Source organism: Christensenella sp., from assembly GCF_034927525.1.
In the GTDB taxonomy this organism is placed as follows: domain Bacteria; phylum Bacillota; class Clostridia; order Christensenellales; family Christensenellaceae; genus Christensenella.
The window spans coordinates 1-12,685 of the sequence record NZ_JAYFPU010000236.1 but is presented as its reverse complement, the minus strand read 5'-3'; the positions used below and the strand labels follow the sequence as shown (position 1 = coordinate 12,685).

At 51.0% G+C, this 12,685-nt stretch carries 13 protein-coding genes and 3 pseudogenes; 1 reads left to right on the top strand and 15 read right to left on the bottom strand.

What is annotated here, in order from left to right:
• The 14 genes and pseudogenes from VB081_RS09870 to VB081_RS09805 all read right to left on the bottom strand — a co-directional run.
• A pseudogene (locus tag VB081_RS09870) lies at positions 1 to 943 on the bottom strand (VirB4-like conjugal transfer ATPase, CD1110 family); the annotation flags it as partial.
• A complete protein-coding gene (locus VB081_RS09865; RefSeq protein ID WP_323400652.1) occupies positions 870 to 1,298 on the bottom strand; it encodes a PrgI family protein in 429 nt (142 codons plus the stop codon). The gene VB081_RS09865 and the pseudogene VB081_RS09870, both read right to left, overlap by 74 nt.
• Positions 1,298 to 2,641, bottom strand: coding sequence for a DNA cytosine methyltransferase (locus VB081_RS09860; protein WP_323400653.1), 1,344 nt, complete (start codon positions 2,639 to 2,641; stop codon positions 1,298 to 1,300). Before VB081_RS09860 ends, VB081_RS09865 begins: the two co-directional genes overlap by 1 nt.
• 246 nt (positions 2,642 to 2,887) lie before the next feature.
• Positions 2,888 to 3,412, bottom strand: a pseudogene (locus tag VB081_RS09855) (DNA cytosine methyltransferase); the annotation flags it as partial.
• Between the two features lie 22 nt (positions 3,413 to 3,434).
• Positions 3,435 to 3,827 (bottom strand): SpoVG family protein, encoded by a 393-nt coding sequence (locus VB081_RS09850; protein WP_323400651.1) that lies wholly within the window; start codon positions 3,825 to 3,827, stop codon positions 3,435 to 3,437.
• 62 nt (positions 3,828 to 3,889) lie between these two features.
• Positions 3,890 to 4,759: a VirB6/TrbL-like conjugal transfer protein, CD1112 family gene (locus VB081_RS09845; RefSeq protein ID WP_323400650.1), complete on the bottom strand. Its 870-nt coding sequence runs from the start codon at positions 4,757 to 4,759 to the stop codon at positions 3,890 to 3,892.
• Positions 4,760 to 4,776: 17 nt separating this feature from the next.
• Positions 4,777 to 4,992, bottom strand: a complete 216-nt coding sequence (locus VB081_RS09840; protein WP_323400649.1) for a Maff2 family mobile element protein — start codon at positions 4,990 to 4,992, stop codon at positions 4,777 to 4,779.
• 139 nt (positions 4,993 to 5,131) lie between these two features.
• Complete coding sequence (locus tag VB081_RS09835) at positions 5,132 to 6,937, bottom strand: VirD4-like conjugal transfer protein, CD1115 family (RefSeq protein ID WP_323400648.1); 1,806 nt, start codon at positions 6,935 to 6,937, stop codon at positions 5,132 to 5,134.
• The gene (locus VB081_RS09830) at positions 6,934 to 7,404 is read right to left on the bottom strand and encodes a PcfB family protein (protein ID WP_323400647.1); all 471 of its coding nucleotides are present in this window, start codon (positions 7,402 to 7,404) and stop codon (positions 6,934 to 6,936) included. The genes VB081_RS09835 and VB081_RS09830 overlap by 4 nt, the downstream gene beginning before the upstream one ends.
• Before the next feature lie 35 nt (positions 7,405 to 7,439).
• Positions 7,440 to 8,204: a DNA-methyltransferase gene (locus tag VB081_RS09825; RefSeq protein ID WP_323400646.1), complete on the bottom strand. Its 765-nt coding sequence runs from the start codon at positions 8,202 to 8,204 to the stop codon at positions 7,440 to 7,442.
• Between the two features lie 42 nt (positions 8,205 to 8,246).
• The gene (locus tag VB081_RS09820; protein ID WP_323400645.1) at positions 8,247 to 8,369 is read right to left on the bottom strand and encodes a hypothetical protein; all 123 of its coding nucleotides are present in this window, start codon (positions 8,367 to 8,369) and stop codon (positions 8,247 to 8,249) included.
• Positions 8,370 to 8,371: 2 nt separating this feature from the next.
• On the bottom strand, positions 8,372 to 9,928 hold the full coding sequence (locus tag VB081_RS09815) for an antirestriction protein ArdA (protein WP_323400644.1): 1,557 nt from the start codon (positions 9,926 to 9,928) through the stop codon (positions 8,372 to 8,374).
• A 143-nt stretch (positions 9,929 to 10,071) separates the two neighbouring features.
• Positions 10,072 to 10,392: pseudogene (locus tag VB081_RS09810) on the bottom strand (hypothetical protein); the annotation flags it as partial.
• A 10-nt stretch (positions 10,393 to 10,402) separates the two neighbouring features.
• Positions 10,403 to 11,179 (bottom strand): phage antirepressor, encoded by a 777-nt coding sequence (locus tag VB081_RS09805; RefSeq protein WP_323400642.1) that lies wholly within the window; start codon positions 11,177 to 11,179, stop codon positions 10,403 to 10,405.
• Positions 11,180 to 11,422: 243 nt separating this feature from the next.
• Here VB081_RS09805 and VB081_RS09800 point away from each other — a divergent pair, with 243 nt between their 5' ends.
• Complete coding sequence (locus VB081_RS09800) at positions 11,423 to 11,848, top strand: hypothetical protein (RefSeq protein ID WP_323400641.1); 426 nt, start codon at positions 11,423 to 11,425, stop codon at positions 11,846 to 11,848.
• A 43-nt stretch (positions 11,849 to 11,891) separates the two neighbouring features.
• Here the strand turns inward: VB081_RS09800 and VB081_RS09795 are convergent.
• The coding region (locus tag VB081_RS09795; protein ID WP_323400640.1) for a toprim domain-containing protein at positions 11,892 to 12,685 on the bottom strand (794 nt) is incomplete at its 5' end.

Here is a 12,685-nt window from a genome sequence, read left to right as displayed (position 1 = left end):
GGTCGATGGAGCGGATGTGCAGGTTGACTGTGACCGTGGTGTCTAGGTCTAAAAATTCCGCCAGCATTCGGTCGGTGAGTTCGGGAGCCAAAATTTGCACAAAACTGGCCGCGCCGTAGTGTTCACCCACACGGAAGGTCTTTGTGTCCCGGAAATCGAAGGAGGATGGTGCGATGAAATCCTTGGCCGAAAGTCCTGTTTTAACAATATCTGGCCAGTCGAACCGAAGTTTTTGCTGTCCGTCCGGGTGAAGCTGGCCGTGCAGAATCTCCAAGCGTTCCAAACCCGTGAGCGGGCGGGCAGCCGCGCCCAGCGTTTTGAAGTTCGAGAGGATATCCGCCTCAATACGCTCTAGGCGGGGTCCCGCTTCCTTGAGGGAAGTGGCCTCAATGCCAAAGGTGATATATTTCTCCCGCACCAGTCCGTTGCGTCCTTTGGCAAGCTGGCTTTTGAGCATCTCTGTGTATTCTCTGCGAATGCCATCGTAAGCATCCTGCTGGCCGGAAATCTCAATCGAACGCTCAAAATCCCGGATGTTGACGCGCTTGTTGATAAAGGTCAACTGGATGTGGACCGACGAATCAAAATAGTTGAGAAAATCGCAGTAGGATTCAAAAATGGCGTTCTTGTCCTCGTTCTGCGAAAGCTGGTAGTTGATGTCCCCGAATGCAACAGTTTTGGTGTACAGCGTATTTGTCACGCGGCAAACGCCGTCCTTGCGCATTTCTTTGTACGGGATGGACTGCTGCGCCGTCTGTGGCGCGTCGGCCTGTCCGAAAAATTTAGCTTTTAAAGAACGGGAGACGCCGGTAGGCTGTTTAAGCGCCACCGCAGGCTTTTTGTCTTTAGGCAGGGTCTTCAGGTCAGCCCTATTTGTCTTTGCCTGTTTTACGCTGGCGCGCAGACGCTGTTGCTGCGCGGCTTGCTTTTTCCCTACAGGGATGTTTCGTGATGTTTTTGTTTGCAAGAGATTTTCCCTCCTTCTCAAGGTATAGATATAGGTTTTCTGTTCTGTACGGACGCGCAGCCGGCCAGAGCCGGTGGCGCAGGATATACTTTAAAATCCGCTCGGCGGGCTGCCCGTCCCGCTCGTACATGGCGAGAAAGAAAAATGGCAACATGACGCCGATCATAAGCAGCAGCCCCACCGTGCCGCCTACGATGGCTTTTGTGAGAAAATATATAGGTATGCCCACCGCGGCAGCGGAAGAAAAGCAAATCAACTGCCGTTTCGTGAGCCCCAGCGCAATTTTGGTTTTCACCTTTGTCAAATCCTTGGGTACGTTTACATAAGGCATTACGCTACCTCCTTTCGGTCTTGTGATAACTGTCCGGCTACGCCCGACAGGATGAAGGCGACGCAGGGAACAGCGACGCTGTTGCCAAGCATCTGGTAGCGACGGGTGTCGCTGATTTCTTTCCCGTCATGTCCAAAACTCGTCCAACCGTCCGGGAATCCCTGCAACCGCTCACATTCTGTAGGCGTCAGGCGGCGAACAATATAGTTTTGTATGGGAAAGTAGTCACCGCTGAAAGCTTCCTGATTGCCAAGCCACATTTTTGTTCCGGCGTTTGCCATCAGCGTGCCAACAGAATCCTTTCCACTGGCAATTTTAGGGGTTGATACTGCGTGGTGGTCACCTGATGTTAACGTGGGGGCGGGGTCGCCCGCCTTGCCAACGCCCAGCCCATTGCCGCAGCCGTCACCACTCCGGGAAGGACCGCCGCCTTGAAAACGAGTGGCTCTGTCGTGGATGGGGATGGCTGAAGCGACAGCGGGAGTATCGGTGGCGGTCAGCGTGAAGGAAAGATTTTCGCTGACACCGCTCCCGTTAGGTCCGTTGCGTTCTTGCCTGCCAATCATATTCCCTTGCAGAGCATAGGCCACGCACAAATCAGGCTCGGAAGCCATCCCTGCAGGTCGTGATAATCCCGCGCCGGAAGCGCACAGTGTTCCCGACACATCAGGGTGCGCCACCAGCGGCGCGTTGCGGCAAGACGCTGTTCCAAGCGTTGTCAGTGATTTTGTTGTTTCGGATGTAGATAAATCACCTTGTCCGCTCTGGTGAACACTGACAGCGGGCGCAAACAAATATTGGTCGCCCCTGGTGGCCAACGCCGCACTTTTTTCTTGCTGAAATAACGGACCTTTCCCGCCACCGGCGCATCCTTCCCGCATCCGCATGGTAATGGCAGGTATGCCGTCCGTCATCGCACCCACACCAGTTTCCGCCCCTAGAGCGCTGTTGTGAGATGAACGGGGCAGGTTCGGTTCACATAATGAAACAATGGGCAGGTTGCCGTGGGCTTCATGCCGAAGCGTGGGAGATTGGCCGCTTTGTTCCACAGTAATACTTTCGCCACCCTGATCATTCAAAATCTCAACATGGGGCGAATCGCCACTCTTTTCGGTAAATATCAAACCAGCGGGATTTCGCCCGCCGCCACCATCTGCGCCGGCAAGTGTTGGAGATGTCCCGTCATCCGTAAATACCCGTAATTGCTGGGTGTCCCACGGTGTCAGGCAGGCTGTGTCCTTGGCGATAAAGGTTTGCTGTTTCATGGTCTGGCTGGCACAGATTGCTGCCGAAATATTATGAAGATCACGAACCTCGTCCCCCAGGGGACCCTCTCTTGCCACAATGTGGCAATTCACCTTGTCCCGTTGATTGGCTGCGAATGCTGTTACGCCGCATGAATCTGTGACTCCAGAGCCTCTTTGAGCATCGGCGGCAATTCCTTGCCGCGCTTGGCAGCACGGCGTAAAATGCCCTCGCACGCCTTCTTCGATAAAAAGTATTTCTCCGGCGCTTGTTCCTCCAAAATCTGCGACAAGGAAGATTCGGCGGCGACGCTGGGGGACTCCGTGATATTGGGCGTTAAGCACCCGCCAAGCGAGGTCAACTCCACCGCTTCGCGCCATTCCTGCATTGGCCCATCTTCCGGAATCAGGCATTGGAATTTTGGTTTTTGTGAACGCTTCAAGCACGGCCCTAAAGTCACTTCCGGCGGGGTGTCCGCTGGACATGGCGCCGGGGACGTTCTCCCACAGCGCGTATCTTGGGTATTTGCCATTTGTGGCCCTCCTCATTTCGTCTATAATTCTGATAGCCTCCGAAAAAAGGCCGCTGCGCTCACCTTTCATTCCAAGACGTTTTCCTGCAGTCGATAAATCTTGGCAAGGTGAGCCAAAGGTAATGACATCCACAGGCGGCAGTTTTGCACCGTCCAGTTTTGTGATGTCGCCAACGTGTTCCATGCACGGTATTTGCCGCATTGTTACCGATACAGCCTGCGGCAGTATCTCGCTGGCCCAGATAGGCTCAATCCCATAAAAAAGACCGGCATAGGGGAATCCTCCTATGCCGTCAAATAAAGACCCAAGCCTAATAGATTTTTGAGTATTCTTCACTATATATTTGTGCCTCCTCACATCAAATTTCCGGCTCTGACTTTTTCTTTTCAACTTTTGCCGGTGCAGGTTGACTTTTAGTCTCTTTCGCGCCCTCCCGCAGCTTATCTACGGTGGATTCTTTCGCGGGTGCGGCTTTCTCTTTTTCCGCAGCATAGGCGCCGAGAATCGCCTCATTAAGTTGTTTGCGTAGTTCCGCCGTCACCGGGAAACAAATATCCCGGTATTCACCCTTTGCGTCTTTTACCTGCGGCATGGCGACAAACAGCCCCTTTTCGCTGTTTACCACTCGGATGTTGTTTACTGCAAACATATCATCAATGGTCGCACTGGCAAACGCAACCACGCTGCCTTTCGGCTCTGCGATGGGGTATGCTCGGACATCCAGTTTTACGATTTTTTCAGGTTCAGCCATATTGTTTTACCTCCATGAATTTTAATGCTTTGATCGTTGCATAATGTGTTCGCCTACTAAAATCAGTGGGCTTGGAAGATTGCCTTCGAAAGCGATCCTGTTTTGAAAAGCGCGAAACATAGTAATATTGTGTATCCCGCCGTACCCCATATCGCCGCATGGACGCTGTCTGCTATGGGGATGCTCTGTACCAGCGCGGCATAGATCGCCACGCAGGTGAGGATGAGAAAGCCCTGGAACGCCAGCGCAAACAGGGTCTTCAAATAGTTGTTCCCGATGCTGCCCCATTCCCGGTTTGCCATCGTGGCAAGGGGGATAGGCGCAATTGAAACGGTCAAATATATTTCCAACATGCGCCCGTAAATAATGAGGAAAATGCAGATTGTGATGGCTGTCATGCACAGGTGCAGGATATTGGTCTCCAGCCACAGCCCAATCAGTTCCCAAATGCCCATATCTTGTAGTAACGTTTCCAGATGGGCAAGAGCGGCCGCGCCGTTCACCTCCAGACTGCCGGATATGACGCCCGCGCTGGCGTTGACCACGTTCTGCGCCAGAGAAAACACGCCCATGACTATGTCAAAGGTGTGTGTCAGGATATACACCGCCACAAAGGTTTTAAAAATCCATTTATAGATGTTAAAAGTGTCGAACTCGTGCATGTTATTTTTTTCGATAATGAGCTGAATGAGTTCATAGCAAAGTACAAAAGTTAGTATCATCCCCGCAATGGGGAGGACCGCCGTATCAGACAGGGCCCGGATCATGGAAAAGACGCCGCTATTCCATCCTTGCGGCGTCTGACCTACATCTGCGGCAATCTGAACCACCTGATTATTGATGGAGTCATAGATTCCCGCATATTGTCCCAAGATTCCTTCGATTAAGCCCTGTTTGATCCAGTCTGTTAACCAGCCAAACAGGAAATCCATACGCTACCCTCCCCGGCCTAACCGAACAGCCCGGCCAACAGGGGAACCAGTACCACACCGATTACCACAATACCGCCGCCCGCCATAAGCTGTTTAATTCCCTGACTTTTGGCGCCGGGGTTATCATTTCCGTACCCTTCCAAAAGGTTGACCACGCCCCAAACAGACAGACCTGCGCCCAAAGCGATGACCAGAGTGGACAGGACGTTAATTGCCTCCGTAAAAAATTCCATAGTGTATGTTGCCGGAAAAACTTATGGGCGTATCTGTGTACCCGTTTTTCCGGCCGCTCCTTTCTTGATATTTTTTCAGATACTGGCGAATGTTCGAATAAAAAAATATGCCCCTGCGTCCCATAAAAGGGAGCAGGGGCTAGGATGTTTCACCAGGCGGGACAAGAGGTGACAGATTGTACACCTCGAACTCATCATCCGCCCGGATTGCCAGATTTGTGCTAAGATACTTCCGCACGTCGAACTCGTTGCGCTTGTCATGATCAGCAAGCTGTTTGTACAGTGGATGTCTGGTGATGTCATATTTTTTTGAGAGAAACGGACGAACACCACGAAGTTGGATAATGCACATGCTTCCATCCATCACCGCCAGTTCATCCATCGACATCAAATCTTTGCCCAGCTTCTGATAATTCTTGCCAAAGGACGGGCTGTTGCCTTTGGTTTCGCTGTTCGAATAGGTGTCGATGGTCTCTTTTCCAAGTAGCTTTGACCACTCCTCCAGCGTGGTCTTTTCTTTGCCGCCCAAAAATATGGCCGAATCGCAGTTGCCTACAATTGTGTCAGCTGCCTCCTTATACAAAGATTTTAGTTGGCTCTGCGCCTGCAACACCAGGCAGGCTGAAATTTCGCGGCTGCGGATGGTAGCAATCAGCTTGTCAAACTGCGGAATCTGTCCAATGTTGCTAAATTCATCCAGCAGGCAGCGGACGTGAATGGGCAGCCGTCCGCCATAAACATCATCCGCCTTCTCACAAAGCAAATTGAAAAGCTGTGAGTAGGCGATGGCAATCAGAAAATTTGCGTAATCCGATGTATCGCTCATAATGAGGAACAGTGCTGTGCGTTCATCGCCGATGGTATCCAGCGCAAGCTCATCATACCGTGTCAATTCCCGAATCTCGGCAATGTCAAAGGGCGCAAGACGTGCGCCGCAGCTAATTAAAATGCTTTTCAGTGTTTTACCAGCCGCCAATTTAAACTTACGATATTGTCGCACCGCGAAGTGTTCCGGGTCTTTTTCTTCCAGTGCATCGAACATCAAGTCCACAATGTTCTTATAGGTCTCATCCTCCTCTCTTACTTCCATTGCACCGATCATTTCAGCAAGGGTGGCAAAGTTGCGCTCCCGCTCCGGGCTTTCATAATGCAGATAGGCGATAAGGGCGGTGTAGAGTAAGGTTTCAGCTTTTTCCCAAAAGGCATCGCCGCCTTTCTGCTCATTTTTTGTGTTGGCAATCAGTGTGGTTACTAGCTTCAAAATATCCTTTTCCGACTGGATGTAGCTAAAAGGGTTATAATGATGAGACTTGGCGAAATTGATGGTGTTCAGGATTTTGATGCGGTATCCATGCCGCCTCAACATTTTCCCGCATTCCATGACCAGGCTTCCCTTAGGGTCCGTGACTACGAAGCTGACCGGAAAATCCTTTGAACGGCACTGCATCAGGTTCGGCTTCAAAACAAAGCGCGTCTTTCCGCTGCCAGAGCCACCTATAACCAGCATATTTTTATTGCGGGCGTACTTGGGATTGGCAGGGCGTGGGTTCATGGTGAGGCCCTCGGTCTGCGTCAGGATGATGTTATTCTCGGGTTTTGCATCCATGTAGGGCGCGATGTCCTCCTGCTTGCCCCAGCGGGCAGAGCCGTACTCCACATCCTTGCGGTATTTTTTTGCGTTGCGTTTTTTCGCCGCTACCACGCCATAGATGATGCCTACGCCTGCGACGCCCACGCACAGGTCGAACAGGTCAAAGCTGGGCAGCGGGTTTTGCATTGCGGTTCCCAGCGTGCCCACGGCGCGCGTCAGCCGCTGCAGGAAATCCGCGCCGGGCGCCAGTCGGTAAGCTTCGCCTAGCTTAACCGCAAACCAGAAGATGACCGCATAGGGCAGATTGGGCAGAACCCGGCGTTTGAGTACATCTGTGACTTTATTTGTATTCATAACTCCGGTCCGCCTCTCTCCTGGTGCTTGGTGCGGTCAATAACGGCCTGCTTAATGGCCGCCCTGAATTTTGCCATTGTTTCACGCACAGAGGGTTTTTCGGTCTCCCGTTTCAGCATTTTATGGGTGAATTCCTTAAATGCAGACGTCATGGCGTTAGTATCTTTCGCACGAAAAAATACCAGCCACTTCGGTGGCTGTTCCGTGTCATCCTTAAACAACTTGTAACGAACCCCATACTTGCGGGCAATGGGATCAAACGCCTTGATGTTATTATCAGAAATAGGGATGCTTTCCAGCGAGCCGCCTTTGGATAATTGCTTCATGCTCTGCTTGCCCGGAGCGTCCCGCTTCTTTTTTATCTGTCGCAGGCCTGCGCCCATTGCTTTTGCCAATAGCCTTGCGGTAATTTTTGTCCCCTTCGTGATGAAAACAACACTTTTCTGCTCAATATCCTCCTGCATCATGCACTCCACCTCCTTTCACCGGCAGAAAAACACCATCACGCAGCATCAGGAAGCGCCTCTGACACATCACGTGGCTCGATGCGTTTTGCCGATGCGTCTGCATAATAGCCCGAAAGCTCAATGCCTACGGCAGGGTGCCCTTCCATTTTGGCGGCCAGTACCGTGGTTCCTGCCCCGGCAAAGGGATCAAGGACAATCTCACCCGGCTCCACAATTTTCACAATATCCCGCATCACTTCCAGCGGTTTCTCAGTCTGATGGATGCGTTTTACCGCTGAGGGCATAGATTGACGGAATACGCCGGGCAGGACAGGTGATTGGCGGTCTACGGGCATATGCCCGTTTGAACCCCAAACAATGAACTCTGCCTGCTGACGAAAACGTCCGCGCTGGGGGCGACTGTTGATCTTGTCCCACACCAGCGTCCCGCGCCATATCCAGCCGGCCCATTGGAGCGCGTCTGTAAGAGAAGGAAGCTGCCGCCAGTCAATGAACACGCAAATGGGCGCGCCCTCCTTGCTACATCGCCGTGCCTCGGCCAGCCATTTTGTCGCCCAATTGGTCCATGACCGCTGGTCTTTGCTGTCGCCCTCAAAATTTGGCAGCATATTTTCAGCTTTTGCGCTGGAGTATTTTTGTGCAGTAGATTTCTGCCGTGCATTCTGATCCGCCGCGCCAGATGCATAGGGCGGGTCGGTAATGATCCCCCCAAAGAGTTTGTCCGGGAAGGTCTCCAGCACTTGCAGCGTATCGCCATGAATGATGGTCGTTCCCTTAAAATTGTGGTCAATCTGATTCATATAGTTTGTTTCCTCTCTAAGACAAAAATAGTGGGCCGAAACTCAACGCTCCGGCTCGGATTTATTCTGATTACTCGGTTTTCGTGGGGCTAAAGGCTCCATTCCCTCTATTTCTACAGATTGAATAATTTTATATCCATCCGCAATCAATCGTTCCTTTGCCATGTTTACACCTCCGGCTCATAGGATTTTGTCTGTGCGCTGCGTTCTTGCTGGCGGGTTATTGCATCCTTGGCGCTCCGCTCCGCCCACCTCTCAAGCCCTTGCATATCGCTGCGACGAATGGCAAACTCCCGGTGTTCTGTATACCAAAGCCCGCTTTTTATTGCGTCTGTAGGCACAAGTAATTCCGGACCATTCGGCAACAGACGGTATACATCGCAATCACTCCGCGCCAGCATTTCCTTCGCCGCCGTTTGGGATATGCGCAACATGCCCTCCTGCGGGCTTTGTGTGTGCTGCATATATCCGGTATTGGAGGCAGTAAGAAATTCCGAAGCGGATACCTGACGGCAGGCCGCTTCCGTTTGCGCACTCAGATACTCCAGATGGCGATGGACTTTTGAAAAATCCCCGTCCGTAAACACCCGCCGCCAATCTTTTACACCGTCGCTGTCAATTCGAGCCAGGGCATCCCACTCCTGGGGCAGATAACTTCGCACTTCTCCGCTTACCAGAGTTGCCTCCACGGTGACAGGCTGAATACTGTTTTCCTGAATATCCCGCTGACGCTCGGCAATATTCACCTCGGCAATATTGCCTTGGATTAGCCCATGCACCTCCGTCAAATGGATGGAAAATGCCTGTGTTTCAGGATTATCCGCAGCGTTCATCCAACGGTTATATGCATCGGTATCTTGGCGGTAAGCATGCATACACTCTGTTAAAAAAGCACCGGAACCATCCATCAGGAGCAAATATTCGGCGCTTTGCAGCTTAGACAGTATGCCGACATTGTGTTCAGCATCTCGGCTGAAGTCCCCGGCTACGGCGTGAAGCTGCGCGAGGAAAGCGGGCATATCCATATCGGTCGCCATCATCGGCGGCGGTGGCCCAGAAAATATACGCAGGCCCAGCGGGATGTCCTCTGAGCCATGGTATAGCTCGGGAAATTCGCCACGGTCCGTCACATAGCCGTGTTCGGTGAACCAGCCATTTTCGGTTTTCGCCATTTCCTGCCCGTAGCTTTCAAAGTTTGTATGCTTTTCTAACCGCACGACATAGGCGGCAAAAGCACGCTCGGCAGGGTTGTCAGACTGCTCCATTTTGTAAAACGCTTCAGCGTGTTCATTGCGGGCGACTTCCAGCAAAAAATCGCCGTATTGCCTGGCATTTCCTGCAGGCTGAAGGTCATAGTGGTCGAGGGTTTCCGCAAGGTTGATAATTTTCGATAGATTCCCGTCAAAGTGCCTTGCCTTAAGGGCAGCTAAGAATTTTTCCACATCGTCGTCGTTAATGGCGCCCAACTTTTCAGCAAGATAGTTGAGCTCATCAAACGCGATACCATCTGCCAAAATATCCCGCAAGCTTTCTTCCAGTTCCGTCACGGATGACTGTATATCACGAATAGCGATCTGGGTTTCATCAAAGCTACCCGCCTCAATTGCCTCCAGCCACGGACGGAGCACCGCTTTTGTTGTGGGCAGCCGAATGGTGAAACCGCCGATGCCAGCATCGTCTGCGTTTTCGATGTATGCCCGAATGGAAAATGCGTTGTCTGCCATGCTCACACCTCCGGCTCATAGTTTTTTTCGTGCCCACCGTGCTCTTTTTCTGGCGTTTGTTGCGGTGTGGCTTTTGCCGCCGCTTTTGCCTCGCGTATTTTTTCGATGACAGATTCCTTTTTATCAAAAACCGCAAGGTCAACGCCTAGCTTATTCGGAAGATAGTCGCTCAACCATGTGCCGCCAAAGGTATCATGGGTTTGTAAGCGCCACATCGCCAATTTCCCGATGTTTAAGGTGTCGGAATCCATGCCGTCAAACGGAAACAGGATATTGGTGAGCCCGTCCTGTGTAAATACAGAGATATCCGTAAATTTCCTGCCATTTTGCAGAATGCCCGCCTCGGTCAGCATCTCATTGATTCCGTCCAGCCATTCCTGTGGGTCCCCGCCGCAGCCTTGCAGCACAAGGCCCTCGGTTTTGATCATGGCTCGTACACTGTCAGTTTGAATGTGTTTTATCATAGTGCCCTCCTCAACATGCCATTCTGCGATCATATTCCATCAGCGGATAGATGCCAAAATCACACAGGAACTCATACAGGAACTGGCGGCCTTTTTGCGTCCAGCAGGTGTGCATCGCTGTTTTGCTGTAGCCGACAACATAGGTGCGGGTGCGGGTATATCCCTTTCTTGTGTATTTTTGATACAAAAGCCAGGTGCCGCCCATGGGGTACTGAATGCCGAAATCATAGAGCATGGCGTTGAACGCGGCGGCGCTCATTCCATAATCCTTTGCAATCAGGCTGACCGGCACAACATTTTTGGTTTGCAGCACAAGGTCACAATACAGAGCCTTTGGTGCCATCTCTTCGGTAAGCTCCTCCAGCACAACGCTCTTTCTCCGTTCCTGCTCCAGCTTGTTGATAAGGTCTTGCGCAAACTTGGGGCTGCGGAGTAACTCGTCCAATGTGTCATAGGTGGCATATGCGCCGTGCTTACGGATGGTGGGCAGCACCTCATCAAATACCCATGTTTCAAATCGCTCGGCAGCGGGGAGTTTGCTGCGGATGATTAGACGATACAGATCGCCTTCGGGGATGAAATTGGTCTGCTGAACGCCACCCACAGAAGGGGTGGCTATTTTGTCCACCCCTTTGCAATGCATCCTTATCGCCTTCGCGGGGTCTTTGTAGCCAAGCACACTTGCGCATGCGGTAGCAGGGAAGTATGGCTTGCCATCGATCATAAGGATTTCAAGAGAGCCGAATTCCTCATTCTGGAACTGCCTGATTTGATTTTCTTTTTTCATGGTGTGAACCTCCTGTTTTTTTGTTGTTTGTTAAATAGAAAGACCGGTCACCTTACAGCGACCGGTCGGATTTTTTTCTCGTGCTTTGACGCATTGCAACATATCCCTAAAATCTTTTCCCTCCTTTGACGGTAATTGAACTTTTTAAAAACCTTCCACAATAGTGGTTGACTCCACCACTATTGTGTGATACACTTTTAGTGGTGAACCCCACCCGAATAATGTATTGTTGGAGGTATTACGATGAACAGGAACAGAATACAATTTTATCCCGATGTAACATTGTTGAACAGCTTAAATAGCGATGCTGAGAGATTTGGAGTTGCTATAAGCACGTTAGTAACTGACATACTAAAACGTCATTATGGACTTGTACCAGAATTAACCCAAACACACTCAGATTTAAATGTTATTGTTTTTTCTGAGGTAATAGAGTACATTTCTAAGCTCAGCCAGGGTGAAGAGTTTGACTTGTTATCGGCATCGCCGACATATGCTAAAATAGACATGACATACGCAGGTAACCCTTCTGCAATAAGAGCGAAAATCGGGAAAACATTTGCAAAGAGTGTAGGATCAAAGCCTTTTACCAAGGTTGCTGTAAACAAAGATCAAAACGGAAAAATTATTCGAAGCAAAAACAATGCGGCGACGTATGTGAAATTGTAAAAGATAGTTTCGAAGTGAACATCATTATTTTCATTGTATTTTGTTAAATAGAAAGGCCGGTCACCTTACGGCGACCGGTCAGCTTCGTTTCGCGCTCTTTTTTACAGAGTAGCATATCATTAAAATCTTTTCCCTCCTTTGGTGGGTCTTTAGTTACGGTGATGTGTGAAAACCGTTTGTCCCCGGCAAGCATTTCCCTGATTCTACCCGCTGCCGTTTGCCCGGCATCGTCTGCATCCAGACACAGAGATACATTGCTGGTTTCGGGATGCTCCGCCAGAAAAGAAAGCAGTGCCACCGGCGACGTGCCGCCCAGTGACAGCCTGTGACCGCTCCAGTTGGGGAACAGCGTGGCGTGGGAAAGCGCATCGATAGGAGCTTCAAAAACAGCCACAACCCCACCGTCGGCATCCTTTGCCGCAAGGTAAAAGCCGCACCGTTTATCTGAGCCGACGCAATCCCGCTTCATATCACTATTAATTCCGCGCACACAGCCAAAGCGATCTTTACCACTGTTATCCCTGCCTACAAAAACACAGACCGCTTCGCCGTTGTACCGTCCCTCATAAAGAATGCCTGCGTCCATGCACTGTCGCAGAATATATGGATCAATATCCCGTCTTTGCAGGTAAGACAGCAATTTGGATGGGTATTTTACTCGAGGTGGCAGCGTAAGTATTTTACCCTCTCGTTTTACCGCTGGCCTGTTTGTCTGAGTATTGAGCGCCGGGAGCGCAGTGCAGATGCCGCATACCGATTCAACGGCAGCAACAAATCCCATGCCCCTTATTTTGATGAGATAATCGATTGCACTCACCCCTCCAAATTGCCCCCGAT